Here is a 25,312-nt window from a genome sequence, read left to right on the forward strand (position 1 = left end):
CGGTCAGTAGGCTGGTGGCCATGACTGCTCCCACTGCCACCACCAGCCAGGACGACGTCCGCGCGGTGGTGCACGACGCGGCGCGCCGGGCCCGGGTAGCGTCGCGGACGCTCGCCCAGCTGACCACCGCCCAGAAGGACACCGCCCTGCACGCCGCCGCCGATGCCCTGCTCGCGGCGAAGGACCGGATCCTCGCGGCCAATGCCGCCGACCTGCTGCACGCCGAGAACGCGGGCACCGGCGCCTCACTGCTGGATCGCTTGCGCCTCACCGATTCCCGCGTCGACGGCATCGCCGCGGGCCTGCGTCAGGTCGCGGGCCTGCCGGACCCGGTCGGCGTGGTGGTGCGCGGCTCGACGCTGCCGAACGGTCTGGAGACCCGTCAGGTGCGGGTGCCGCTGGGCGTGGTCGGCATGGTCTACGAGGCCCGCCCGAATGTCACGGTCGACGCCTTCGGCCTGACCCTCAAATCCGGCAATGCGGCCCTGCTGCGCGGCTCGTCCTCGGCGTCGAAATCCAATGCCACCCTGGTCGCCGTGCTCCGGGAAGCGCTTGCGGCACAGGGCCTTCCGGAAGACTCCGTGCAATTGCTGCCGAGCGAGGACCGCTCCAGCGTCACCCACCTCATCCAGGCCCGCGGCCTGGTCGACGTGGTCATCCCGCGCGGCGGCGCGGGCCTGATCAATGCCGTGGTCCGCGACGCGCAGGTCCCGACCATCGAGACCGGCACCGGCAACTGCCACGTCTACGTGCACGCCGCCGCCGATCTGGATATGGCCGAATCCATCCTGATCAATGCCAAGACCCGCCGCCCGAGCGTCTGCAATACCGCCGAGACGGTCCTGATCGACAAGGCCGTCGCCGATACCGCGGTGCCCCGGCTCACCGCCGCGCTGGAGCGGGCGGGCGTCACCATCCACGGCGACCTGCCCGGCCTGGTCCCGGCCACCGACGAGGACTGGGCCGACGAATACCTGTCCCTCGATATCGCCCTGAAGGTCGTCGACGACCTGGACGCCGCCGTCGACCACATCACCCGCTGGGGCACCGGCCACACCGAGGCCATCGTCACCGCCGACCTGTCGGCCGCCCGCGAGTTCAGCAGCCGGGTCGACGCCGCCGCCGTCATGGTCAACGCCTCCACCGCCTTCACCGACGGCGAGCAGTTCGGCTTCGGCGCGGAGATCGGCATCTCGACCCAGAAGCTGCACGCCCGCGGCCCGATGGGCCTGCCGGAACTGACCTCCACGAAGTGGATCGTCTGGGGAGACGGGCAGATTCGCCCGGTCTGAGCCGACTATCGGTGCGGTGCAGCGTTATTGCCCGAATGCCCGGAGAAAGGTGTCCACCGCGGAGTCGGTGAGCGCCCGCAGCTCGGTATCGGGAACAACGCGAGTCCCCAACCGGGACTGCGTATCCAGCGGCCCGATGAGCAGCGCCGTGAAATGCGCGGCCGCCAGCTCCGGGTCCTGGATGCGCAGCCTGCCGCTCAGCGACAGCCGGGCGAGCCGGTCCGCCAGGGCCCGCCCCGCGCGGTGCTGCACCCCGGTCACGATATCGACCAGGTCGGGAAACCGCGCGGCCTGAGCGCAGACCAGCTGCCGCAGGGCGCGCGCCTCCTCGGCGCAATAGCACTGTGCCAGTTGCAATCCGACCTCGCGGAGCCGGGCGGGCAGCTCGTCGCCATCGGTCAACTGCTCGATGGCGGCGAGGTTGGCGGCCAGGGCGGTATCCGAAAGTGCTTGCACCGCTTGGCGAAACAGCGTCTCCTTATCGCCGAAGTGGCTATAGACGGTGGCCTTGGCGACCTTGGCCTCGGCCGCGATGTCATCCACCCGGGCCTGCGCGTACCCGACGCGTGCGAAGACCGTCAGCGCCGCGGTCATGACGGCACGCTGCTTGTCGATGCGCCCGCGCGTCGAGGCCGATCGGGAGTTCGCCGTGGTCATCGGTCGAATATACCTCGAAGTCTTGGTGATTGAACTCACGAGTCTACTTTGTGGGTCTTTCGTTCTAGACTCGTGAGTCTGGATGGATAGTCCACAGAGTTCATCGAGCATGAGGAGAACACCGTGAAGACCGTGGTCATCACCGGCGGAACCGACGGCATGGGGAAGGCGCTCGCGCTCACCCACCTGCGGCGCGGCGACCGGGTAATCATCCTGGGCAGCAACGAGTCCAAGGGCCGAGCCGTCCTGGCCGCCGCCACCGAACTCGGAGCCGCCGACCGCGCCGAGTTCCTCCGCGCCGACCTGAGCCTGGTATCGGAGAACCGCCGGATACTCACCCGCATCGCGGCCGACCACCCGGTCATCGACACCCTCGTCTTGGCCGCGCGGTATTTCCGCGCGAACCGCTTCGTTACCACCGAGGGCTTCGAGGCGACCTTCGCCCTGTTCTACCTGAGCCGCTACCTGTTCGGCCACGCCCTGGCGCCGAACCTGGACCGAGCGACCACACCGGTGATCCTCAATTTGGCCGGTCCCGGCGGCAACCTATCCGAAATCAATTGGGACGACCTGCAATTCGCCCATCACTACGACTCCGACGCCATCATGCACCAGTCCGGAAAACTCAACGACCTGCTGGCCGTCTCCTTCACCCACCGCCACCCCACCCCCCGAGCCCGCTACATCCTCCTCCACCCCGGCCTGACCGCAACCGCCTTCACCGGCCAATACGACTCTGCCACAGCACGATTGGTCGCCGGAATGCGAGACCGCGGCCAACCCGTCGAAGCCGCCGTAACCCGCATCCTCCACCACCTCGACAACCCACCCACGGCCCCACTCACCGCCTACATGCAGGACACCCCGATCGACACCACCGGAACCCCCTTCTCGCCCGAAGCCGCCGCCCGCCTCGAAAATCTCACGGAAAGCCTTCTGTCCGACCGTTAGACGTGGACGGTCTCAGCCGCGATCGACCGGTTGCCGCTGCTGGAACGCAAGAAGCAACGCACCCGGCAAGCGCTGATCGATACCGCGCTGGAGCTGTTCACCGACCGCGGGTTCGACAACATCACCCTCGATGAGCTCTGCGACCCTGCGCCAGCTGTGGGCAGCCTTCCATTGCGCCCTCGACACCTGGAGCGCCACCACCCGCGAAACATCCACGCTCGCAAGACATGTCCGCGACGCCTTCGCCGCCAATCCCCGAAGCACTCACCATGACCCCAACGCCACGCCCGCCGAGCTGAGTGGGGCGGATAATGCACTAGTGTGGGGCACACTTCGAACTGGGTGGGGAATTTGCATGGTCCGGCTTATTGTTGCCGCGCTGGTGTTCGTCGTCGCGGCCTATGCCTCGATCTGGCTGCTGTGGATAGACGGTCGGCCGAATCACGGGACCGACCGCGCACGCCGCATCCGACGGCTTCGAGCCATCGTCTTCTCGATCACCGGCGTGGCGCTCACCGCCTTCATCGCCGCCTTCCTCACCTACCGACCCCTGACCTGATCACTGTCAGGGTCACGCACCCCGGTGTTGTCGTCCTGACCGCCGCGCAGCGGCGCAGCTGGAAACGATGACCCGCCGGTCCTCGGTGTCGTATCGAGCGGTGGTGCTGGCACTACCGGCTATCGGGGCGGTGGCAGGCTGTTTGCCGCAGGTCGGTTTCCGTAGCTTGATGCCGTGAAAATGAACGACCGGGACCGGCTTTCTCTTCATCGACGTCGATCCCACTGTGTCGCAACCGGCAGGATCGGCGCCGTGGCTTGGCTGGTCGGTGCCGCGCAGTTTCTGATCGCGCAGCTGGTCGTGGGGGCCGGGTGGACAACTCGGTACAGCTGGGCAACCAACAACATCAGTGATCTGGGAAATGTGGGTTGCGGGATCTGGGACGAATCCCGTCCCCGGTATGTGTGTTCACCGCTGCACGCGGTCATGAACGTATCCTTCATCGCCCAAGGGGTGCTGTTGCTGGTGGGAGTGCTGCTGACCGGGGCGTTCTGGGGCCGGACGGCGATGTCTCGGGCCGCCCGCGCGCTGCTGGCGGTCGGCGCGGCCGGATGGGTGGTGGTGGGTCTGATGCCCGCGGACGTCGACGAGAACCTTCATCTGCTGGGGGCGCTGTTGATCATGGGGTTGGGCAATATCGGGCTCGTCTGCGCGGGTTTTCTACCGCGGACCACCTCGTTCGGTCGGATACGGCTCGCTACTCGCGCCTTCGCCGCCGTGGCGGTGTTGTCGGCGGTGATGTTCTTCCCCGGATACGGCCCCCTCATCGGCACGGGTGGTATGGAACGACTCGCGGCCTTCGCGGTCACGGCGTGGACGGTGGTCGCGGCGATCACCGCGCTGCGCAGGGTGCCGGTGAAGGTGCCGTCGTAGACCGCAGCCGCACTGCGCCGCAGTCGGTCTCGCGGTTGTCTACTCGTCATCCCGGCCGCCCACTACTCGTCATCCCGGCGTGCTTTTGGCCGGGATGAATCCGGGGCGATGCGACCAGCGGCGACCAATGCCGCGAAGGCGGCGCGCTTGCGGGCGCAGGTGTGGTCGCGGTGGAGTTGCATCCAACGGTGGGCGTCGGTGAGGGTGAACGGCTGGGTGGGGGCGGTGCAGGTCCATTCCATAGGCCATGGGGCGGAACGCAATTCGCAGCGGCGACCGGTTGGGTCGTGGGCGCCCGGGCGGTGGCGGCGGGGCGGGGGCCATACGCAGCCGAGGGCAAGCAGGGCCGCCGCCGATGCCGCGCATATTGTCACGATGCTCGAGATCGTGTTCCATGCCTCGGCCGTGCACAGGCCGCAGGCGGGTGCACTCGTCATGCCGCCTGCCCGTCGGTACCGGCGCTCGGGGGAGTCGAGCGTACCCAAGTTCCCTTGGGGCACACGGTTTCCAGGTCGAATCCGGCGTCGCAGATCAGGGCGGGGCGGCTGTCCACGTGGCCGAGGTCGTACACCACGATGACATCGACCTTCAGCCCTGACGCCATGCCGAGGGCGTACTCGATGGGAGCATCGCTGTCGGTAGGTGGGCGGACGGTATAGAGGTACTGGTAGCCCAGCGAATGCGCATGTCGCTGCACCTCCACGGCATGCCGGGGCGCATCCGGTCCGGACACATCCTTGCGGACGAGGCCGATAGCGCTCGGCTTGGCGCTCGTGGTGAGCTCCTGCAACGACTCGAAGGCATGCGTGTATGCCATGGCTCCTCCGGAACCTGTTCGGTGTGTTGGAATTTCGACGCATCGCCGCCGAGGATGTGCGTTATCGTTGGCTACCTCGGGGCGCACAGTCAGCACACACCTCTCGGCGCAGTTCCACAACCGTTTTCGCAAAAGATCTTCACTTCGAAAAAACGAATCGTTTCAGTACGGCGCAGCAGTTTTCCCTGATAGAGACGAGGAGGGCCAACCATGCCACCACAGCCGAACGTCCCGTCCGTTCCGCGTCGACAGGTCGCGCACATCCTGTCGAGGCTGCACAAGGAGTCCGGTCTCTACATCAAAGACGTTGCGGAGCAGATCAATCTGCATCACACCACCGTGTCGAAGATGCTGAAGGGTGAGCCGTGCAATCTGAAACCGATCTACATCGACAAGCTCTGCGAGATCTACCGGGTTGGGCCTGCTCTCAAGCGAGAGTTGAAAGCTCTTGCGGCAGAAGCCGAAGAAGCCCGGGGATGGTGGCATGACATCGGTGATGTGGAGTCGACCACTCAGCTGAGCACGTTCATCGCGCTCGAACGCTCCGCTACGGCCTTCTTCGTGTACCAGAACGCTCGTATTCCTGGCCTGCTGCAATGCGAGGACTACGCAAGGAGCCTCCTGAGCACCAGCCCTGACACCGAGCCGGAGAATGTAGAGAGATATGTAAAGCTTCGAATGAGCAGACAAACCCTGCTCACCGAATCCAAGCCGAAGTTGGATGTAATTCTCGATGAGTGCGTGCTTCACCGAGTGCTTGCCGATCCGGAAATGGCGAAACAGCAGCTGAATCAGATCCTCGCCACCTCGAAGCTGTCCAATGTCAGGTTCCGCCTCGTGCCCTTCGATGTCGGTCTCTACCACGGGACCGACACGGGGCCGTTCATGATCCTCGAATTCGGTGGTGCCAAAGACGTTGAACCAGAATCTCCCATCGTTTACGTAGAATCTGGCGTCAGCAGCACTCTTTACTTCGACAAGGCTGACCAAGTGTCCAGGTATCATCGATCTTGGGCGGACATCGAGAAGTCCGCGCTGAGCGTGTCCAAGACTCGCGCATACTTGTCGAAGATCGCAAAGGAGTTGCCCCGGTGAGTATCCCCGCCGAGTGGTTCAAGAGCAGCTACAGCAGTACGACCGGCGACTGCGTCGAAGTAGCCTTCTTATCCCCCAACACGATCGGAGTCCGCGACAGCAAGAACCCCACCGGCCCAGCACTGACTTTCACTGCGGCCGAATGGGATTCCTTCACCGCCGCCCTCCGCGCCGACCCCTCCTGACCCGGCACCGGCAGGAACCACAACCTGCCGGTTGGTCAGATTCCCGCCGCAGCGCTCAGGACAGATACCCCACCAGCGCCCCGCCGATCCGCCGCGCCACGGCGCACGGCTCGTCCGCATCCGGCTGGAGATTGCGCACCACGAATTCGGCGAGGCCGTTCGGCACGGTAATCCCGATGTAGCAGCCAATCTTGTTGGTATCCTGGGACGCACGATATTGGATGCCCGACCGGCCGCCGACCGGCTTCGGGCTGAAATCCGTGTAGCGTCCACTCTGTAGCCGGTCCTGTAATGAATCCCGGGACGATACGATCGCCAAGTCGAAGTTGTTCGTGGTGGACACCCACGTGCATTGATTCGTGTCCCGCTTCTTGCTGGCGGGGAGCAGTCCCTGCTTGGCGATATCGGCGTCGGATATCTCGCAGGGGTCCCAGAGCGCGGCGGGCGTGGCTGCGGCCGTGGTGTTTTCGGCCCGGGTGGCCGCAGCGGTGATGGTTGCCGTCACCTTCGTGTTGCCGGAAGTCGGCTGGCCGCCGGTGGAACTGCTGCTACACCCCGCGAGCAGCAGCGCAGCACCGGCGGCCACAACCATGGCACCCATCGACTTCCCTCTATCCGACACGGACGAAACCTCTTCTCTACCACCACCGTTGGTGGCACTCCGGATAGCGGGCTCGGTCGACCGCCCGCACCGAGCCTATCCACACCGTAGACAACAGCAAATCCCCAGAAACTCGATCCTTGACAGTTCATTGTTCAATGTCGTACGACAGGTCCCCGAGGTCGGGTGTGTGGGTGACGTAGTGTTCCGCGAGCGGGATGCGGTATGCCGCGAGATCCGGTCGGGGATAGACGCTTCCGGTCAGGGCGGCGCCGGAGAACATGTGCACCATGGAGAACAGGGCGAGCTCGTGCGCGGACTCCGGGACGGCGTCGAGCAGGCCGATCTCGGCGGTGTGGGTGTGAATCCCGTTGTAGAACTTCTGGATCGCCGGTTCGATCATCGCGCGCAGCTCGTCGTCGGTGCGTGCGGCCACCATCATCTCGTGCCATACCGCGACCAGGGGTGATTCCGCCGCGTCGGCCAGGAATGCCAGCCCGGCGCGCAGCGGCGACGGCTGTTCGCGGAGGTGTTGCCCGGCCGCGGCGTATGCCGCCAGAATGCGCCCGCTGACCTCCTCGGCGACCCGGGCGATCAGCGACAGCCGGGTGTCGAAGTGCCGGAACAGCGCACCGGCCGAGACCCCGGCGCGGTCGCAGACGGCCGAGACCGAGGTCCGGTAGTAGCCGTGGTCGACGATGGTGTCGATGGCGGCGTCGATCAGCCGCCCGACCATCGCCTCCCGGCGCTGCTGTTGGGTTCTGGTGCCCGGTTGCGCATTGGACATCCCACCAGTATGGCCGGGCCGGGATCGCTTATTCCGGCAGCGGCCGATCGGTCGGGATGTTGATCCAGCTGGGCGCGCTGGGGTCCAGGCGCAGCTGCTCCGGTCGGAAACCGCTGTCCAGCAGCAGCGGCGTGGGAGGTATTCCCGCCGGAACGTTGCCCGCGAACACGTCGACCCGCAGCCGGTGACCCGGTTGCAGCACCGCGTCGGTCGGGATCAGGGCGATGTCGAGGGTGACCGGCTGTCCCGGCACGGTCGGCTCTCGCCTGCCGAGGTCGAGGTAATAGTGCGGGTCGGTGTAGTCGCCGTTCGGGGATCTGGTGCTCTTGGTGTCGTCGATGGCGCGCAGCGACGACATCAGTTGGCCGAGGCTCAGTTCGCGGGATTGCCCGTCGGGGGCGACGTCGTTGAGGGTCACCGACCAGAATCCGTCCGTCGCCTCGTGCACCGTATTCAGGTGCACGGCGATCGGGCCGGATATCTGGGTCGGTTCGGTCGCCGGTGGGCTGGTGAATGTCAGCGCGTTGGATTCGCGGATCTGTGAATCCTGGGTGCAGCCAACGAGAATCGAGGTGATGCCGAACGATGCCTGCGCGGCGTCGCGCGAGCACAGCACCGCCGCGCCGGGGGAGACGGTCAGGTCCGTGGTGCCCTGCGGCGATTGCCCGGACAGGCTGCCGTCGTGCAGTGCGGTGCGGGTGGTGCCGGTCGGGGCGTCGGTGAGGTAGCGGCGGTGGTAGGACATGCCGTCGCGGGGGAACGAGCCCGGGGCCGACCAGCCGCCGCCCTGCTGCTTCACCGTCACCGGGCTGTAGTGATCGATGCCGTTGTCGATTCCCCTGAGCCACTTGTCGAACCACGCCCGTTGCAGCACGTCCAGCCGCGGCGGATAACCCGGGTGCCCGAAACCGCCGACGCCCGCGCCGCTGTGGTAGCCCTCGCCCATGATGATCTTCTTCTGGGTCGGCGGCAGCGGAATCTTGTCGTAGGTGTCGGTTTCGTCCCGGGCGAATGCGTCGAACCAGCCGCCGACGAGGAAGGTCGGGACGTCGATCGTCGCGGCGTCCGGTGCCAGGGCGCGACGCACGGGGGAGTCGTCGGTGAAGAAGTCCTTGGCCTTCTGGCTCAGGTGCGTCGTGTCGGTCGACAGGTAGGCGCTGGCCATGAGGTCCATCTGGCTGAGCGGGCTGGCGAGGCGGTCTTTCAGCCACTGCAATTCCGTTGCGGGATCGAACTTTCCGGTAAGCAGCGACTCGATGTCGGGAACGAATTTCGCCAGATTGATCGCCAACTGCCACGGTGCCGCCGGGGCGACGAGGCTGCCGCCGTTGAGCAGGCTGGCGGTGATGTCGGCGCTGGCCTCCAGCGGGAAGATCGCCTTCAGTCCCGGGGGGTGGTGGGCGGCGGCCTGGATCTGGTTGAGGCCGCTGTAGGAGATGCCGGTCATCCCGACCGTGCCGTCGCTCCAGGGCTGCTTGGTGATCCAGTCGATCAGCTCGTTCGTGTCCTGCTGTTCTCGCGGTCCCCACATTCCCCACTCGCCCTGCGAGTTACCGGTCCCACGGGCGTCCACGACCATGACCCGGTAACCGCCGCGGACGAGTTTCCAGTCGCCCAGGGCGGCCTGCGCCAGACCGGAATCCGCCAGTCGGGTGAGATCGGTGACGCCCTCCAGCGCGGTGCCCGCCAGGTTCACCGATCCGATCAGCGGGGCCAGAACCTGTTCGATCCCAGGTATTTTCAGCAGCGCCTGGCCGATATTGAACCCGGTGCGGGTGTAGGCCGTCACCATGAGGATCGTCGGCGTTTTGTCCGTCGTCGCCCGGTCGCCCTGCGCCGGATGGAAGATGTCTCCCTTCAGGACCGTGCCGTCGCTCATCGTGATCGGAACGCCCAGCTCGGGCCGGATATCCGAATACGGTTGCGGGCCATCCTGAGTCGCCGTCCACTGCGCCGCCTGCCCACCGCCGTCGATCCCGGTGAAATCCGGCGCGGCCGCACTCGCCACCGCGGTCGCACCAACCGCGAGCAGCACCGGAGCAACCATCGCGACCAGCCGCGTCATCCATGACATGCCCGGTCTCCCTTCCCGTTTCGTGCCGATTATGCACAAGATCACAGGTACCCGCGCGGTGGCATCAGGATAGAGAGCGATCGGTATCTAAGTCAATGTCCGGCAAGGATCTCGAGGATCGCGGCTTCCTCCCGAGCGGGGTCGGTCAGCGGGCGGATGCTGGCCGCGATCTCGTCCGCACCGGCCTCGTGCAGAGCGAGCAGGCGTCGATGAATCGTGTCCTCGTCGCCGTAGACATAGTTTTCGTGAATGAGCTCGTCGCTGAGTCGGCCGTCCGCGGTGAGGGGAAAACCGGCTTCGCGGAACATCTTTCCGTAGGTGGGCAATCGGGCGAAGTGCTCGAAGCCTGCCTGCGCGGCCTGGCGCACGACGCCGAAATCCTTGGTGAGCAGGATGGGCGAGGCGGCGATCAATGGTGGCCGGGGACGCTGGGCCAGTCGCGCGCCTTCCTCCAGCGCGGGGCGGGCGATCGAGCGGATGTAGGAGGGTCCGGCGGAGGTGAGCATTGCGCCGTCGGAGATCTCACCTGCCAAGCGCAGCATGTTCTTTCGCAGTACGCCCAGCACGATCGGCGTTCGCGGCGGCGTGACAGTCGGCGGCAGCGCGGCGTGCACCCGGTAGTACTCCCCGTCCATGTCGACCCGCCCGTCCCACAGCATTCCGCGTAGGACCGCGACGTATTCGCGCAAGTGCGCCAGTGGCTTGCCGAACGGCAGGCCGTAGGTGCCCTCCATCACCACCTTGTGGCCGGACCCGATGCCCAGGCGAAAACGGCCCGGCGCCAACTCGGCCGCGACCAGTGCCTGATTCGCCCGCGCCAGTGGATGGGTGGGGTAGGTGATCGAGATTCCCGTGGCCAGCCCGATTTTGCTGGTTCGGGCCGCCGCCGCGGTGGCGATCGCCAATCCGTCCGGCCCGATCGGCCACGAGGGCACCCAGGCCGTGCCGACCCCGGCCGCTTCGGCCCGCGAAATCGCTTCCAGGACACTGCGAACCGATGGCGGGAAGATCACCACACCGGCAGGAATATTCGAAGCCATCAAGCGCCCCCAGGAAATTCGGATGCGGATTGTGCCGCCACTTCGTACGGTTGTGTCCTGGCCAGCGCACGACAGTACGACCGAACGGGGGCCGAGTACCCGGTACGGAGACCTTCACGAGAGGCTTGTACCCGCATGTTTACCGCATTGCACCAAATAGTAGACCGGATAACCAAACTCAGTGCCGAATCGGCTTTTTTCGCGGACATGTTCCGTCCGGCCGATGCGCTACCACCGCTCGACCGCGCCACCGAACTGATCGATCGGCAGGCCGTCCACGGGCGGACCATCCACGAAATGCCGCGGCTGGAGATGGATTTGCACGCCGCGATCATTGCGCGTCGTTTCACCTACTGAGGTGATCGCGTAGGGCGCGCGCCGTTTCCGAGAGATCCCTGTCGTCGGTGTAGCACACGACCAGGCGGCGGTCCGCCCACGGGTCGGTCAGGGGTACTGCGGCGAGAGTGCCTGCGGCGAGCCAGGATTGGATGCTGTGGCGGGGGAGTACGGCGATGCCGATTCCCGCCGCCACGGCGCGGCAGGCAATGTCGATGCCCGGCAGGCGAACTCGGTAGGTGGGCCGGGTTCCCAATGGCCGGGCATGGCTTTCCACATGTTCCTGAAGCGGATCGGAGCGGTTCAGGCCGACGAAGGCGCGGCCGACGACATCGGCGAAAGCCACCGTCGGGTTTCGGGTCAGCGGGTCGTCCGGGACGGTGACGACGACCAGGGGGTCCGGGCGCAGGACACGGGTGTGCAGCTGCCCGAGATCCACACTGTCCGCGACGATTCCGAGATCGGCCCGGTGTTCCGCGACCGCGGCCACGATGCGGTGGCTCGGCCGCTCCTCCAGATCGATGCGCGCGGCGGGATGCGCGGTGAGGAACGAAACCGCCACCGCCGGAACCACACTCGCGGTGGCCGCGGTATTCGCCTGGACGCGGACAGTCGCGCCGTGCCCCTGCGTGTACTCACCGAGCTCCACCCGCAGCCGATCGACCGAACGACCGACGGCCCTGGCGTGCCGCAGCAGCAGTTGCCCGGCCGGAGTCACCGTCACCCCGCGCCGTCCCCGATCGAACAGCGTCACCCCCAGCGCGCGTTCGAGCGCGCGAATCCGTCCGCTGGCCGCGGGCAGGGACAACCGGGCGCGGGCGGCGCCGTGGGTAATGCTGCCCGTCTCGGCGACGGCCGTCACCAGTTCCAGATCGATCAGCTCCACAAGCCCTCCACCCCGAATCAGCCTTCGGCGCTACCGAAGCCTGACCGCAAATCTTTCGCATTTACCAGGCCGTTTCCGTAGTAGCACGCTACAGATGTGATGGCTACCGCACAGAATGCGCCCGCCCGGTCCGGGCACGGTGGAGCGCTCGCGCTGACCGGGATCTGCCTCGGATTCTTTCTGGTCCTGTTCGATGCCACCGCCGTCAATGTCGCCACCGGAGACATCGCGACCGCGCTGGGCGCGTCGGTCGTCACGGTGCAGTGGGTGCTCAACGCGTACACCGTGGCCTTCGCCGCCCTCATGCTGACCGCGGGCAACCTCGGCGACCGCTGGGGCGCGCGCCGCACCTACCAGGCCGGTGCCGCCCTGTTCGCGGTGGCCAGCGCGGTATGCGCCCTCGCTCCCGACGCCGCGGTGCTGATCGCGGCGCGGGCCGGGCAGGGTGTGGGTGCGGCGGCGGTGGTGCCGTGTTCGCTGGCGCTCATCGCCCACCGCTTTCCCGAAGGGGCGCAACGCTCTCGGGCGCTGGGCATCTGGGGTGGCGTCTCGGGGATCGGGTTGACCGCGGGACCTGTCGTCGGTGGAGCGCTCGTCGCCGCGCTCGGCTGGCGGTCGGTATTCCTGGTCGTCGTGCCGATCGCGGCGGTCTCGCTGGCCCTCGTCGCGGCTCGGGTGGAGGAGACGCCACGCCGGTCGGCGCGGCCCGACCTCGTGGGGCAGGTGCTCGCGGTCGCGGCGCTGGTGGCCCTGACCGCGGCACTGACGCAGACCGCCACGCAGGGCTGGCGCGCTCCGCTCGTCGTGGGACTGCTCGGGGTCGCGGTCGGCACCGGTATCGCCTTCGTGGTGAGCGCATTCCGCGTCCCCGAACCGATGCTGCCGCCGAAACTGTTCGCCAGCAACGCCTTCAGCGGCGTGACCGGGGTGGGTTTGCTGTTCAACTTCGGGCTCTACGGCGTGCTGTTCTGCCTGACCCTGTTCCTGGAGCGCGCACTGCACCGGCCCGCCGCGATCGCGGGCATGGCGCTGCTGCCACTGACCGCCGTGGTGACGCTCGGGGCGCTGTTCTCCGGCCGGATCACCGCCCGATTCGGCCCCCGCGCGCCCATGATCGCGGGCCTGGCGGGCGGCCTGTTCGGGACCTGCCTGCTCGCCGTGTGGGGAGACCGATCCGGCGTCGCGGCACTGGCGGTATTCGGTGCCATCCTCGGCTGTGTCGGCCTGGCCATGCCCGCCATGACCGCAATCGCGTTGGCCGCGGTCGGATCTCGGCGTGCGGGACTCGGTGCCGCCACGCTCAACGCCGCCCGCCAGACCGGCGGCGCGCTCGGTGTCGCCCTGCTCGGCAGCGCCGCGTTTCAACGATCCGCCAGTTTTCCGCACCTGCGATTTCCGATGACGCTGGCCGCGATCGGCTACCTGATCGCCCTCGGCATCACCGTCGCCGCGATCCGTCCGCGACCCGACGGCGATCCCCCACGTCATCGCGGCACGTGAGCGGCGAGCCGACCGAAAACCGTACCGGTGTGTACCGTCATGGGTGGGCGACTTTACGGTGCATACCGGAGTTCCCCGAGGGTTGGAGCTGGAGGAGTGCGGGCACGCCCGTTTTCCGGAGGAGGACCGCAACAGTGCAGACCGCAGCGCACGAGCCGATCTTCGCGTCGGTGGACGATGTGATCGAGCGGCTCGCGACGACCGGCTATCTGGCCGACAAGGCGACGGCGACGTCGGTGTTCCTGGCCGACCGGCTCGGCAAGCCGCTGCTGATCGAGGGCCCGGCCGGTGTCGGCAAGACCGAGCTGGCGCGGGCCGTGGCGCAGGCGGCGACCGCAGGCTTGGTCCGGTTGCAGTGCTACGAGGGCATCGACGAGGCTCGGGCGCTGTACGAGTGGAACCACGCCAAGCAGATCCTGCGCATCCAGGCGTCCAGCGAAAACGGCTGGGAGGAAACGAAATCCGATGTCTTCGGCGAGGAGTTCCTGCTCTCCCGCCCGCTGCTGACCGCCATCCGGCGCGCCGATCCGACGGTGCTGCTGATCGACGAGGCCGACAAGGCCGATGTCGAGATCGAGGGCCTGATGCTCGAGGTGCTCAGCGACTTCGCGGTCACCGTGCCCGAACTCGGCACCATCACCGCCACCCGGCTGCCGTTCGTCGTGCTCACCTCCAACGCCACCCGCGAACTGTCCGAGGCGCTCAAGCGCCGCTGCCTCTACCTGCACATCGACTTCCCCAGCGAGGAACTGGAGCGCCGCATCCTGGCCAGCCGGGTGCCGGAGTTGAAGCCCGCCGTGGCCGCGCAGCTGGTGCGGGTCGTGCACGTGCTGCGCGGCATGCAGCTCAAGAAGCTGCCGTCGGTGGCGGAGTCCATCGACTGGGGCCGCACGCTGCTGGCGCTGGGACTGAAGGACCTCGACGACAAGACGGTGCGCGCCACCCTCGGCGTCGTCCTCAAACATCGCAGCGACCACCAGCGCGCGCTCGCCGAGCTGAAGCTGGCCTGATGTTCGGCGCCCGAGCCCGCCCCGAGCGTCCGGCGGACGAGCTGTCCCCGCACGGGCTGTCGGGCCACCTGGTCGGATTCGTGGAGGCGTTGCGCGCCAAGGGAATTCCGGTCGGTCCCTCGGAGACCGTCGACGCGGGGCAGGTGCTCACGGTGGTGGATCTGCTGGACCGGGAGATGCTGCGCGAGGGCCTGGCGTGCGCGCTGCTGCGGCGCACCACCCAGCGCGCCACCTTCGACGGACTGTTCGACCTGTGGTTCCCGGCGGCGCTGGGGGAGCGGGCGGGCGCGGCCGAGATCGATATCCCCCGTAAGCCGGACGGCGAGGTCGATATCATCGCGCTGCGAAAGATGCTGGCGGAGTTGCTGATCGCCGACCCCACCGGCGAACGGTCCCGGCAGCTACAGGATCTGGCCGCGCAGATGGTCGAGGAGATGGGGCAGTACCAGTCGGCCAACGGGCCGTCGTTCTCGACGTATCAGACGCTCAAGGATGTGCAGCCGGAGCTGCTGATCAGCAAGATTCTGGCGGGTTTGGCTGCGGGCGGGGACAATTCGGAGTTCGACACCGAGGTCGCCCGCCGTGCCGCGCGGCAGCGCATCCAGCGGTTCCGCGGCGCGGTCGACGCCGAGACCCGGCGGCGGGTGGCCGAGCGCATCGGCCGCGACCGCGTCGCCTCCTACGGCGTGCAGCGGCAGGCCGAGGACGCCGACTTCCTGCGCATCTCCGAGAACGAGCTGGCCGAGTTGCGCCGCGGCAGCCAGCGGCTCGCGCGAGTGCTGGCCTCCCGCTTGGTCGCTCGGCGGCGGCGGGCGCGGCGCGGGGAGATCGATCTGCGCAAGACGCTGCGCAAATCCATGTCGACCGGCGGGGTGCCGATCACGCTGGCCGCCCGCAAGCCGCGGCCCGGCCGCCCGGATCTGGTGCTGCTGTGCGATATCTCGGGCTCGGTGGCCGGATTCTCCAGCTTCACCATGCTGCTGGTGAACTCGCTGCGTGAACAGTTCTCGCGGGTGCGGATCTTCGCGTTCGTGGACCGGGTCGACGAGGTCACCCACCTGTTCGACCAGGTGACCCCGCTGGACCAGGTGACCCGCCGCATCTTCACCGAGACCAAGGTGGTCGGGTTCGAGGGCCACTCCGATTACGGTGCGGCGCTACAGGGTTTCGCCGAGAACTTCGCCGACGCCGTCACCAGCCGCACATCCCTGCTGATCCTCGGCGACGCCCGCACCAACTACCGCGACCCCGCGCTGGACACCCTGCACGAATTGGTGACCGTCGCCAAGCACGCGTACTGGCTCAATCCGGAGGCGGAGAAGATGTGGGGCACCGGCGATTCCGCCGCCACCCGCTACGCGCGCATCATCGAGATGCACGAATGCCGTTCGGCCCGACAGCTGACCGCGGTGGTGAGCCGCCTGCTTCCGGTCTGAGCCAAGCACCCGTTAAGCGGATCACAAGCTTTCGGCGGGAGCATTCGCCCGTGTCGAGGGGACCGGGGGATGCCGACGATTCGTTCACTGCCGCGTCGGCGGAGTATGTGGAGGCGCTTGCCGAGATGGCGGTGGCGCGGCTGGCGATCGATCCGGTCGGTGCGGAGCGGATGCTGCGGCGGGCCCTGGCGGTCGGCGGGCAGCGGCTGCCCTGGGAGCGGCGGGCTCGGCTGAATTCGCTTGTGGTGACCGCGATTTCCGCCCAAACCGGCCGCGACGACGAGTTGGCCGAGGCCGCGCTCGCCGCCGCGGCCAGCTGGATCGGGCTGTCGGCCGCCGACGCCGCTCACCACACCCTGCTCGCCGCACGTATCCACTACCGCGCCGGTCGCCATCGCGCCGCGGCCCGGCTGTACGCCCGCGCCCTGGCCTGCCGCGACATTCCCTATCCGGCGCCCGAAATAGCGCTGCTGCACGAACAATTCGGCACCTGCCTGCTCGCGCTGCACCGCTTCCGCGACGCCGCACGGGAATTCACCCTCGGCGCCCACCTCGTCGCCGACGTCCCCGACTATCACGAACTCCGCGAGGATCTGCTGATCTCGGCCGCCGCCGCCCGCTCGGCCGCCGGGTCCCGCCTCCGCCGCACCCTCACCCGCCTGCTCCACCGCGACCCGAATTGATATGCGCGACCTGGGAAACGTGCCCGGCCGCCGGTGTTTCGATACTTTCGGATGGGTGTCGGTTCGTTGAGAGGGGCGGGGATGAGCGTCGGCGTCGAGGTGGCGGATGCGGATCTCGGGCGGGAGGGCGGTGATCGGCCGCCGCGGTGGAATGTGGCCACGCGGATCGGGTTTCGGTTCTGCTTCGTCTACTTCGGGCTGTTCTGCGTGCTCACCCCGCAGATTCTGTTCGCGTTCACCGGATGGTTCGGCGAGCGGCTGTCCGAGGGCGCGCAGCAATGGCAGACGAAACTGCTCGGCCCCGTCTACCAGTGGGTCGGCCGGGAACTGTTCGGTGTGGACGCGGTCGCGCACCAGTCCGGAAGTGGCGATCAGGCGGTCTTCTGGGTCGCGCTGTTCTGCACGTTCGTCGTCGCCGTGGTGGCGACCGTGGTGTGGACGGCCTTCGATCGCCGCCGCGCCGAATACCGGACCGTGGCGGGATGGTTCCTGCTGTTCGTCCGGTTGTGTGTGGCCGGGCAGTTGATCAGCTACGGGATGGCCAAGGTGATTCCGGCCCAGATGCCTCCGCCCACGCTGAAGACGCTGCTCGAGCCGTACGGCAATCTTCCACCGATGTCGGTGCTGTGGAGCCAGACCGGTTCGTCGCAGCCGTACGAGATATTGCTGGGCTGTGCGGAACTGCTGGCCGGGCTGCTGCTGGTCCTGCCCCGCACCGCGATGGCGGGCGCGCTGCTGAGCCTGGTCGACACGGCGCTGGTGTTCGTGCTGAACATGACCTTCGACGTGCCCATCAAGATCATATCCAGCCATCTGATGCTGATGTCGCTGGTACTGCTGGCGCCGGAGGCACGGCGGTTGGTCGGCAGTCTGCTGGGCGGCGCGACCGCGGCCTCGGCGTATCCTCAGCCGTTCCGGACGCCTCGCGCACGGTGGATCGCCGCGGTGGCGCAGGTCGCGCTCGGTGTCTGGGTCCTCGTGGACGTGGCGAACGTCAGCTGGCACGGCTGGCGCGAATACGGAGGCGGCCGCCCGAAGCCGCCGCTGTACGGCATCTGGAATGTCTCGGAATTCACTCGGGACGGGCAACCGGTGGCGCCCCTCGTCACCGACCGGACCCGCTGGCGCAGGATCGTTTTCGATTATCCGGGCGTCGCGCAGGTGCAGCGGATGGACGACTCGTTCGCAACCTCGAAGGCCGCCGTCGACACCGGCTCCCATCGCCTCGTCCTGTCCGCGCCGCCGACGACGGCGGCCGAGCAACCGAAGCCGATGGCCACCTTCACCTTCCGGCAACCCGCGGCCGATCGCCTGGAGCTGACCGGCGACATGGACGGCCACCCGGTCACGCTCTCGCTGACCCGTGTCGACCCGGACAGCTTCCCGCAGCGCAGCACCGGATTCCACTGGGTCCAGGAATACTCGGTCAACTGACCCCGACCGCGCTGCCGGGTACCGGACCACCCGCCCAGTAAGCTCGGCAGTCGTGCAAGAAACAGGGCGGCGCAAACTGGGCGTGATGGGCGGCACCTTCGATCCCATCCATCACGGGCACCTGGTGGCGGCGAGCGAGGTCGCCAACCGCTTCGATCTCGACGAGGTCGTTTTCGTCCCGACCGGGGAACCGTGGCAGAAGACCGGCAGGCAGGTCAGCCCGGCCGAGGACCGGTATCTGATGACCGTCATCGCGACCGCGTCCAATCCGCGATTCTCCGTCAGCCGGGTCGACATCGACCGCGGCAAGGAGACCTATACCGTAGACACCCTCCGTGACCTGCAACGATTACATCCCGACGCGGATCTGTACTTCATCACCGGAGCGGATGCGCTGGCCAGCATCCTGACATGGCACGATTGGTCGGAGCTGTTCGAGCTGGCGAAATTCGTCGGTGTGAGCCGGCCGGGATACGAATTGAATATCGACCACCTCGAGGAGCATCTGCGCGGAGGCCCCGCCGAAGCCCTCACGGTGATCGAGATCCCGGCCCTCGCGATCTCGTCGAGCGAATGCCGCCGCCGCGCCGCCGAAGGCAGGCCGGTGTGGTATCTCGTTCCGGACGGGGTGGTGCAGTACATATCGAAACGGCACCTGTATGTGCCGGGAGGGAACGGGAAGGTAGCTGGATGACGGCAACTGTCGAAGCGGTGGAGATGGCGCAGGTCGCCGCGCGAGCGGCGGACGAGAAGCTGGCATCCGACGTGGTGGTCCTCGATGTCTCCGAGCAGTTGGTGATCACCGACTGCTTCGTCATCGCGTCCGCGCCGAACGAGCGCCAGGTCAACGCGATCGTCGACAATGTCGAGGACAAGCTGCGGCTGGCCGGGCACAAGCCGGTCCGGCGGGAGGGCGCCCGCGAGGGGCGCTGGGTGCTGCTCGACTACGTCGAGCTGGTGGTGCACATCCAGCACGACGACGAGCGCAACTTCTATGCGCTGGAACGGTTGTGGAAGGACTGCCCGCAGATCCCCGTGGACGGGATCGAGCAGCCCGCCCGGCTCGCGGCCGACGAGGTGGACGCCGACGAGGCGGACGAACCCGGAGACACCGCGTGAGCAGGCATCCCGGCGTACGCCGGTTGATCATGCTGCGGCACGGGCAGACCGAATGGAACGCCTCCGACCGCATGCAGGGTCAGATCGACACCGAGCTCAGCGAGCTCGGTCGGCGGCAGGCCAAGGACGCCGCCCGGGAGCTGGTCACCCGCGACGCCATCGCCCTGATCTCCTCCGATCTGCGCCGCGCCTACGACACCGCGACCGCGCTGGCCGAACACACCGGCCTCGAGGTGAAGCGGGACAGCAGGCTGCGCGAGACCGATCTGGGGGAGTGGCAGGGGCTGACCCATGTGGAGGTCGACGCGAAGTATCCGGGCGCGCGGCAGACCTGGCGATTCGACCCGACCTTCACCCCGCCCGGTGGTGAGAACAAGCTTCAGGTGGGTGCGCGCGGCGTGCCCGTGGTGCGCGGGCTGTTCGCCGAGCGGGCCGACTGGCCCGGCCGTACGATCATCCTCGTCGCGCACGGCGGGTTGATCGCGGCTCTGACTGCGGCGCTGCTGGAGCTGCCCCACCGGAACTGGCCGGTGCTGGGTGGGCTGGCCAACACCAGCTGGGTGCAGCTGAGCAGTCACGGTCCGAGCATCGAGCAGCCCGGGTGGCGGCTGGATGTGTGGAACGCGGCTGCAAAGGTAGCACCTGATGTCCTCTGAGAAATCCGCCTCCGACCGGGACGAACCGGTCCGGCAGGTATCCGACGAGTTGCTCCGCCAAGCATCCGAGGGCCCGGTACGGCACCTCCCGGATGCGCTGTTCGGCGGCCCCGCCCCGGGATCGCCTGCCCCGCAGCAGAATTCCGGCGCGGACGACCGCGGCGGCGCGGTCTCCGACGAATTGCTCCGCCAGGCATCCCAGGGCCCGATCCGCCACCTCCCGGACCTGCTCTTCGGCGGTCCGGTGCCGGAACCGTCTGTCGGGGAGCAGGATTCGGCGGGCGAGAGCGACGGGGGAGACTCCGGAGATACCGAGGGGGCGACCGGTCCGCCCGAGGCGAGCCGGGATGGTGGCTCGGATCGGGATGACGTTCGACAGCCGGGGCGTGCCGAGTCCGTAGTCGAAGACTCCCCTCGTGATTCCGGCGTGCTTTTGGCCGGAATCCAGCCTGTTGCGGGAGATCCCGGCCAAAAGCACGCCGGGATCACTAGTGGGGTTGGTGCCGGGATCACGGGTGGGGTTGGTGCCGAAACGGCGGTCGGGTCGGGGAGTGTCGAGCGTCGGGGCGGGGAGGGGGCGGAGCCTGGGGGGGAGTCGGGTGGTCGTCCGGTGTTGCTTGTGATTGCGGATTCGCTTTCCTATTTCGGGCCGAAGGGTGGGTTGCCTGCGGATGATTCGCGGATCTGGCCGAATTTGGTGGGGGCCGAGCTGGATTGGGATGTGGAGCTGATCGGGCGGATCGGGTGGACGTGCCGGGATGCGTACTGGGCGCTCATCGGTGATCCGCGGGTGTGGGCCGCGGTGCCGCGTGCGGGGGCGGTGGTGTTCGCGACCGGGGGCATGGACAGTTTGCCCTCGCCGCTGCCGACCGCGTTGCGTGAATTGATTCGGTATGTGCGGCCGCCCGCGGTGCGCCGCCGGGTGCGCGCGGGGTATCAGTGGTTGCAGCCGCGGCTGTCGCGGCTGGGTCGCCCGGTGGCGCTGCCGCCCAAGGTGAGCGTCGATTATCTGGAGCAGTCGCGACATGCGTTGGCGCAGTTGCGGCCCGACCTGCCGGTGGTCGGCGTGCTGCCCTCGGTGCACAACTGCGATGCCTACGGCCGCGTGCACACCGGCCGGGAGCCCGCGGTGCGCGCGCTGCGCGAGTGGTCGGCGAAAACCGGTGTGCCGCTGGTCGATCTGGGAGACGCGGTGCGGGACAACGTTTTCTCCGGTGAGGCCAATCCGGACGGCATCCACTGGGGCTGGGAGGGGCACGCGGCCGTCGCCCGTGCCATGGTCAAGGTGCTGTCGGAGGTCGCATAGCGCATGGCCGTGGTGGTGGTCACCGATTCCGCGGCGAGTCTGCCCGGCGAACTGGTCGAGAGTTTCGGCATTGTCGTGGTGCCGCTGCACGTCCTGGTGGACGATCGCGCGATCTGCGAGGGTGTCGACGACGCCGAGATCGACTACGGCTCCTCGACCGTCACGACGTCGGCCCCCTCGCCCGGTGAGCTGCGCGCCGCCTACGAGCGCGCGCTGGCCCGCAGCGACGGCGACGGCGTTGTGGCCGTGCATATTTCACGTCAACTGTCGGCGACCTGGGAGGCCGCCCGGCAGGCCATCCGCGATATGGACGCCGCCGACCGGATCCGCCTGGTGGATTCGCTCAGCGCCGGGCTGGGCACCGGTCTCCCGGTGCTCGCCGCCGCCCGCCGCGCCCGCGACGGCGCCCCGCTCGAGATCGTCTACGACGCCGCGGCCTCGGCCTCCGCGCGCGGCCGCGCCTTCATCGTCGTCAACCGCACCGAACAGCTGCGGCGCGGCGGCCGCCTCAGCACCGCCGCCGCCTTCTTCGGCACCGAACTGGTCACCAAACCGATCCTGCAAATCGTCGAGGGCCGCCTCGAACTGCGGGAAAAGGCCCGCACCCGCTCCAAGGCGTACGCGAAACTCGTCGCCGCCGCGGTGGACGCGGCGGGCGACGACGGCGCCACCCTGGCTGTCCAACACTTGGGCGCCCCCGAGGCCGCCGCCACGCTCACCAGCCAGCTCACCGAGCTGATCCCTGGTATTCGGGAAATGATTACGGCGGAGTTCGGCCCGACTCTCGGTGTGCATTTGGGGTCGGGGGCCGTCGGGGTGCTGGTGGTTCCCGGCGGTTGCAGCTGATTCGGCCATCAGTAGCTCGGCGTGTTGTCCACAGCTCGGAAGTTGTCCACAGACTTGATGTAAGCCCTGGTCGGAGGGCGAGTCCGAACGGCCGTGGCGCCTATCGTCGGCGGCATGGCGCGAGACAACGGGCGGGTGCGGGAGCGGTTGGGGGCGCTCGAGGACGGGCGCTGGGATCTCGACGAGATCGAGCACGAGACGCGAGCGGTGGAGCGAGGAGAGCAGACCCCGCGGTCGCCGCAGTGGCTGAGCGAGCCGGTGGGCAGCGTCTCGCTGTGGCACGAGCGGCTGGTGCCGGAGCGGTTCCGGGGCACCCGGTGGGACCCGGGGCGGCGAGGCGTGATCGTGCTCGCGGCGGTCGGGGTGGCGGCCGTGGTCGTCGCCGCGGCGGCGGCGCAGCGGGAACATCCTGTCGTGCAACCGGTTCCGCCGCTGCCCGCGGCGCGGACGTCCGAGGCGGTCGAAACCGGTATTCCGATCGAGTCGGTGGGTCGGACGCGGGTGGACGCTCCGCCGCCTCCGCCCGCGCCCGCGGAGCTGGTGATCAGCGTCGTCGGTCTGGTGGAACACCCTGGGCTGCTGCATCTTCCGGCCGGGTCCCGGGTCGCGGATGCCATCGCCGTGGCCGTGGCGAAGGAGGGCGCGGACCTGGCGACCTTGAATCTCGCCCAGCGGCTGACCGACGGGGACCAGGTCGTCGTCGGGGTGCACGCGGCGAATCCCGGTCCGGCGCATCAGGGTAGCGCGGTCGTGCCCGGCGGTCCGCGCCCGTCCGGTACCGGGCACACCTCGGGAGCGTCGCCGTCGGTCAAGGTCAACCTGAACACCGCGACCGAGGACGAGTTCGATGCACTGCCCGGCGTCGGCCCGGCGACCGCTCGCGCCATCATCACCTGGCGCGCCGAACACGGCCGCTTCACCAGTATTGATCAGCTGGCCGAGGTGACCGGCGTCGGCCCGGCCCGGCTCAACCGCCTGCGTCCGCTGGTGACGCTGTGAGCGAAACACGGGGTGGGGCACCGAAACACGAGCCGATCACCGACCCGCAGATCCTGGATGCGCGCCTGCTGCCGTCGGCGCTCACCTGCTGGGGCGTGACTATTCTGGCCGTTGCGTCGGGCTGGCGGACCGGTCTCGTTGCCGCCGCGGTACTGCTGCTGTCATCGATTGTGCTCGGCGCGTGGATGTTTCGCCGCCACGCGGCGGGCACCGACAGCATCGCCGCCGAGGGTCGGGTCGCCGCGGCGGTCCTGGCCGCCCTACTGCTCGGCACCGGGTTCGCCTGCGCGGCCTCCTGGCAGCAGTACTGCGCGGCCACCCACCCCTTGCGCGCGGCCGCCCCCGGCACCTACCTGACGGTCGTGGTGGTACCGACCGATGATCCGAAACCGCTGCCCGCCAAGCCCTTCGGCGGCCGCCGCTGGATGCTGCGCGCGGAACTGCGCGAGTACCAGCACGGCGAGGTCGCGGTGCGCACCGGCGGATCGGTGGTGGTCCTCCTGCGGGAGAACCGGCAAGCGCTGCTGCCCGGCCAACCGGTGCGCCTGCGAGTCCGCCTGGATCGACCGTGGCGCAACGACCTCACCCTCGCCGTCCTGAGAGCCGAGGGCCCACCGACCCCGGTCGGCACCGCTCCCTGGTGGCAGCGCGTCGCCGGTACGGTGCGCACCCGGCTGGCCGAGGCCGCGACCCGCGTCCTGCCGCCCGATGCCGCCGGGCTGCTCCCGGGTCTGGTCGACGGCGATATCTCGCACCTGTCCGACGAGGTTCGCGAGAACTTCAAGCAGACGGACCTGACGCACCTGATCGCCGTCTCCGGCACCAATGTCACGATAATCCTTGCCGCCGTGCTCCTTTCGGTGCGAGCGGCGACCGTGGACCTGCGGTGGGGCGTGCTGCTGTCCGTGCTGGCGCTGGTGATGTTCGTGATCCTCGCCCGCCCGTCCCCGACGGTGCTGCGCGCCGCGGTCATGGGCGCGATAGCCGTCCTCGCGGTGATCACCGGCCGCCGCAAACAGGCCCTGCCCGCTCTGTGTGCGGCGGTGATCGGTCTGATCGCGCTGTCCCCGGCCTTGGCCTTGGATATCGGCTTCGCGCTCTCGGTCTTCGCCACCGCCGGGCTCGTGCTGCTGGCCCCGGGCTGGTCCCAGTGGCTCGAGCACCACGGCTGGCACCACATTCCCGCCGAGGCGTTCTCGGTCGCCACCGCCGCCTTCCTGCTCACCATTCCGATGATCGCCGCCCTGACCGGACATATCGGCCCGCTGGCCATTCTCGCCAATGTGCTGGTGGAGCCGGTCATCGCGCCCCTGACAATTCTCGGCACCCTCGCCGCCATCCTGTGCTGCCCGTATCCGCCCGCCGCCGACGCGGTGCTGTGGCTGACCGGGCCGCCACTGCGCTGGCTGCTGTTCGTCTCCGAACGCGGTGCGTCCCTGAGCATCTCGCTGTCGGTGCCGAGCGGCCTCACCGGCGGGCTGGCGGTCGCGTCGGTGGTGGCCGTGCTCCTCGCCCTGTTCGCCCGCGGGGTCCGGTCGCCGCCGGACGAATAGGGCCGAATAACGCTGTCGGCCAGCCTCTTCCGACCGTCCCCTCCACAGCGCGGAGTGGAGGGGACGGATTCGAATCACACGGCGCGAGGGTACACCCTCACATCACGCACCCTCGCCGGTGCGAGCCGTTCAGTGCTCGTAAATGAAACGTACCGAACGGAATTGGGCGTAATCGGTCCTCGAGTACGCACCCAGCTCCTGCCAGGGGCCCCGGCAGTCGTTGGTGTAGTACAACTGGGCGACACGGTCCGTATTGTTCTCCACGGGTCCCACTCCCTCGACGTCGTAGCATACGAAATCGTAGGGCTCCGAGAGAATGTAGTGGTTGTCGTCCCTGGCCGTGTACCCGAAGGCACCCTGCGCGGGAGCGGCGGGAGTCGCACTGGGATCATTGGGCGCCGCACTGGCGGCGGCGGGTGCGAGGAACCCGAGCGAGACCACCGCGCCGATAATCGCCACAGTACTGCCGATATGCTTCATGTCATGGCCTTTCGTCGAACCCATATCTGGGGTGTCCGATAAAGAGGTGCTACTTCCAGAGCGCCCTGTTGTAACCGAGCGGGAAGCGGAAATTTCCTGGCCAGTCGACGTCGACAGCGATGAGCATATCAGCTGTC

29 protein-coding genes are annotated in these 25,312 nt (G+C 68.1%); 19 read left to right on the forward strand and 10 right to left on the reverse strand.

The features are described from left to right. Positions 1-20 precede the first annotated feature (20 nt). The gene (locus HPY32_RS05355; protein WP_067593173.1) at positions 21-1,292 is read left to right on the forward strand and encodes a glutamate-5-semialdehyde dehydrogenase; all 1,272 of its coding nucleotides are present in this window, start codon (positions 21-23) and stop codon (positions 1,290-1,292) included. Positions 1,293-1,316: 24 nt separating this feature from the next. Here the strand turns inward: HPY32_RS05355 and HPY32_RS05360 are convergent, their stop codons facing one another. Next, positions 1,317-1,949, reverse strand: coding sequence for a TetR/AcrR family transcriptional regulator (locus tag HPY32_RS05360; protein WP_067593170.1), 633 nt, complete (start codon positions 1,947-1,949; stop codon positions 1,317-1,319). Between the two features lie 123 nt (positions 1,950-2,072). Here HPY32_RS05360 and HPY32_RS05365 point away from each other — a divergent pair, with 123 nt between their 5' ends. Beyond that, the gene (locus tag HPY32_RS05365) at positions 2,073-2,900 is read left to right on the forward strand and encodes an SDR family NAD(P)-dependent oxidoreductase (RefSeq protein WP_067593167.1); all 828 of its coding nucleotides are present in this window, start codon (positions 2,073-2,075) and stop codon (positions 2,898-2,900) included. 12 nt (positions 2,901-2,912) lie between these two features. On the opposite strand, the gene HPY32_RS05370 is transcribed toward HPY32_RS05365, so the two are convergent. After that, the gene (locus HPY32_RS05370) at positions 2,913-3,116 is read right to left on the reverse strand and encodes a hypothetical protein (protein ID WP_156674675.1); all 204 of its coding nucleotides are present in this window, start codon (positions 3,114-3,116) and stop codon (positions 2,913-2,915) included. Between the two features lie 139 nt (positions 3,117-3,255). Between HPY32_RS05370 and HPY32_RS05375 the strand changes: the two genes are divergently transcribed. Both HPY32_RS05375 and HPY32_RS05380 read left to right on the forward strand, forming a co-directional pair. Next, entirely contained in the window at positions 3,256-3,459 is a 204-nt protein-coding gene (locus HPY32_RS05375; protein WP_067593160.1) for a hypothetical protein, read from the forward strand. A gap of 252 nt (positions 3,460-3,711) precedes the next feature. Next, positions 3,712-4,332, forward strand: coding sequence for a DUF998 domain-containing protein (locus HPY32_RS05380; RefSeq protein ID WP_171982724.1), 621 nt, complete (start codon positions 3,712-3,714; stop codon positions 4,330-4,332). A 62-nt stretch (positions 4,333-4,394) separates the two neighbouring features. Here HPY32_RS05380 and HPY32_RS05385 read toward each other — a convergent pair whose 3' ends face one another. Continuing rightward, positions 4,395-4,769, reverse strand: a complete 375-nt coding sequence (locus HPY32_RS05385; protein ID WP_156674673.1) for a hypothetical protein — start codon at positions 4,767-4,769, stop codon at positions 4,395-4,397. Then, positions 4,766-5,149, reverse strand: a complete 384-nt coding sequence (locus tag HPY32_RS05390) for a hypothetical protein (protein WP_067593154.1) — start codon at positions 5,147-5,149, stop codon at positions 4,766-4,768. The genes HPY32_RS05385 and HPY32_RS05390 overlap by 4 nt, the downstream gene beginning before the upstream one ends. A 210-nt stretch (positions 5,150-5,359) precedes the next feature. Between HPY32_RS05390 and HPY32_RS05395 the strand changes: the two genes are divergently transcribed. After that, positions 5,360-6,244, forward strand: a complete 885-nt coding sequence (locus HPY32_RS05395) for a Scr1 family TA system antitoxin-like transcriptional regulator (RefSeq protein WP_067593152.1) — start codon at positions 5,360-5,362, stop codon at positions 6,242-6,244. Then, on the forward strand, positions 6,241-6,429 hold the full coding sequence (locus HPY32_RS05400; protein WP_067593150.1) for a DUF397 domain-containing protein: 189 nt from the start codon (positions 6,241-6,243) through the stop codon (positions 6,427-6,429). Before HPY32_RS05395 ends, HPY32_RS05400 begins: the two co-directional genes overlap by 4 nt. A 55-nt stretch (positions 6,430-6,484) precedes the next feature. On the opposite strand, the gene HPY32_RS05405 is transcribed toward HPY32_RS05400, so the two are convergent. The 4 genes from HPY32_RS05405 to HPY32_RS05420 form a co-directional block, all read right to left on the reverse strand. Continuing rightward, the gene (locus HPY32_RS05405; protein ID WP_171982725.1) at positions 6,485-7,021 is read right to left on the reverse strand and encodes a DUF3558 family protein; all 537 of its coding nucleotides are present in this window, start codon (positions 7,019-7,021) and stop codon (positions 6,485-6,487) included. A 157-nt stretch (positions 7,022-7,178) separates the two neighbouring features. After that, positions 7,179-7,817 carry a TetR/AcrR family transcriptional regulator gene (locus tag HPY32_RS05410; protein WP_067593146.1) on the reverse strand — a complete coding sequence of 213 codons (639 nt, stop codon included), beginning with the start codon at positions 7,815-7,817 and terminating at the stop codon, positions 7,179-7,181. 28 nt (positions 7,818-7,845) lie between these two features. Then, positions 7,846-9,891: a CocE/NonD family hydrolase gene (locus HPY32_RS05415; protein ID WP_067593144.1), complete on the reverse strand. Its 2,046-nt coding sequence runs from the start codon at positions 9,889-9,891 to the stop codon at positions 7,846-7,848. A gap of 92 nt (positions 9,892-9,983) precedes the next feature. Continuing rightward, positions 9,984-10,931, reverse strand: a complete 948-nt coding sequence (locus HPY32_RS05420) for an LLM class flavin-dependent oxidoreductase (protein ID WP_067593142.1) — start codon at positions 10,929-10,931, stop codon at positions 9,984-9,986. 207 nt (positions 10,932-11,138) lie between these two features. Here HPY32_RS05420 and HPY32_RS05425 point away from each other — a divergent pair, with 207 nt between their 5' ends. Further along, a complete protein-coding gene (locus HPY32_RS05425; protein WP_156674672.1) occupies positions 11,139-11,288 on the forward strand; it encodes a hypothetical protein in 150 nt (49 codons plus the stop codon). Here HPY32_RS05425 and HPY32_RS05430 read toward each other — a convergent pair. Continuing rightward, the gene (locus tag HPY32_RS05430) at positions 11,278-12,153 is read right to left on the reverse strand and encodes a LysR family transcriptional regulator (protein WP_067593140.1); all 876 of its coding nucleotides are present in this window, start codon (positions 12,151-12,153) and stop codon (positions 11,278-11,280) included. The genes HPY32_RS05425 and HPY32_RS05430 overlap by 11 nt on opposite strands. Before the next feature lie 99 nt (positions 12,154-12,252). On the opposite strand from HPY32_RS05430, the gene HPY32_RS05435 reads away from it, so the two are divergent. The 12 genes from HPY32_RS05435 to HPY32_RS05490 all read left to right on the forward strand — a co-directional run bounded on the left by HPY32_RS05435 (position 12,253) and on the right by HPY32_RS05490 (position 24,695). Continuing rightward, on the forward strand, positions 12,253-13,653 hold the full coding sequence (locus tag HPY32_RS05435; RefSeq protein ID WP_067593137.1) for an MFS transporter: 1,401 nt from the start codon (positions 12,253-12,255) through the stop codon (positions 13,651-13,653). Positions 13,654-13,787: 134 nt separating this feature from the next. Next, positions 13,788-14,663 (forward strand): AAA family ATPase, encoded by an 876-nt coding sequence (locus tag HPY32_RS05440; RefSeq protein ID WP_067593134.1) that lies wholly within the window; start codon positions 13,788-13,790, stop codon positions 14,661-14,663. Then, a complete protein-coding gene (locus tag HPY32_RS05445) occupies positions 14,663-16,099 on the forward strand; it encodes a vWA domain-containing protein (protein WP_067593131.1) in 1,437 nt (478 codons plus the stop codon). Before HPY32_RS05440 ends, HPY32_RS05445 begins: the two co-directional genes overlap by 1 nt. 50 nt (positions 16,100-16,149) lie before the next feature. Next, positions 16,150-16,782 carry a hypothetical protein gene (locus tag HPY32_RS05450; RefSeq protein ID WP_067593129.1) on the forward strand — a complete coding sequence of 211 codons (633 nt, stop codon included), beginning with the start codon at positions 16,150-16,152 and terminating at the stop codon, positions 16,780-16,782. An 81-nt stretch (positions 16,783-16,863) separates the two neighbouring features. Then, on the forward strand, positions 16,864-18,216 hold the full coding sequence (locus HPY32_RS05455) for a DoxX family protein (protein ID WP_231951836.1): 1,353 nt from the start codon (positions 16,864-16,866) through the stop codon (positions 18,214-18,216). A 52-nt stretch (positions 18,217-18,268) separates the two neighbouring features. Beyond that, positions 18,269-18,910, forward strand: coding sequence for a nicotinate-nucleotide adenylyltransferase (nadD, locus tag HPY32_RS05460; protein ID WP_082871687.1), 642 nt, complete (start codon positions 18,269-18,271; stop codon positions 18,908-18,910). Next, a complete protein-coding gene (gene rsfS, locus HPY32_RS05465) occupies positions 18,907-19,335 on the forward strand; it encodes a ribosome silencing factor (RefSeq protein ID WP_067593123.1) in 429 nt (142 codons plus the stop codon). Before nadD ends, rsfS begins: the two co-directional genes overlap by 4 nt. Positions 19,336-19,364: 29 nt before the next feature. Beyond that, complete coding sequence (locus HPY32_RS05470) at positions 19,365-19,991, forward strand: histidine phosphatase family protein (RefSeq protein WP_067593121.1); 627 nt, start codon at positions 19,365-19,367, stop codon at positions 19,989-19,991. Positions 19,992-20,601: 610 nt separating this feature from the next. Continuing rightward, the gene (gene octT / locus HPY32_RS46055) at positions 20,602-21,297 is read left to right on the forward strand and encodes a diglucosylglycerate octanoyltransferase (protein WP_309247515.1); all 696 of its coding nucleotides are present in this window, start codon (positions 20,602-20,604) and stop codon (positions 21,295-21,297) included. A 3-nt stretch (positions 21,298-21,300) separates the two neighbouring features. Continuing rightward, positions 21,301-22,143: a DegV family protein gene (locus tag HPY32_RS05480; protein WP_067593112.1), complete on the forward strand. Its 843-nt coding sequence runs from the start codon at positions 21,301-21,303 to the stop codon at positions 22,141-22,143. Between the two features lie 114 nt (positions 22,144-22,257). Then, entirely contained in the window at positions 22,258-23,142 is an 885-nt protein-coding gene (locus tag HPY32_RS05485; RefSeq protein WP_067593109.1) for a ComEA family DNA-binding protein, read from the forward strand. Beyond that, positions 23,139-24,695: a ComEC/Rec2 family competence protein gene (locus HPY32_RS05490; protein ID WP_067593106.1), complete on the forward strand. Its 1,557-nt coding sequence runs from the start codon at positions 23,139-23,141 to the stop codon at positions 24,693-24,695. The genes HPY32_RS05485 and HPY32_RS05490 overlap by 4 nt, the downstream gene beginning before the upstream one ends. Positions 24,696-24,824: 129 nt before the next feature. Here HPY32_RS05490 and HPY32_RS05495 read toward each other — a convergent pair whose 3' ends face one another. Further along, positions 24,825-25,199: a hypothetical protein gene (locus tag HPY32_RS05495; protein ID WP_156674671.1), complete on the reverse strand. Its 375-nt coding sequence runs from the start codon at positions 25,197-25,199 to the stop codon at positions 24,825-24,827. Between the last annotated feature and the right edge of the window lie 113 nt (positions 25,200-25,312).

The sequence above is a fragment of the Nocardia terpenica genome (genome assembly GCF_013186535.1).
Taxonomy (GTDB): domain Bacteria; phylum Actinomycetota; class Actinomycetes; order Mycobacteriales; family Mycobacteriaceae; genus Nocardia; species Nocardia terpenica.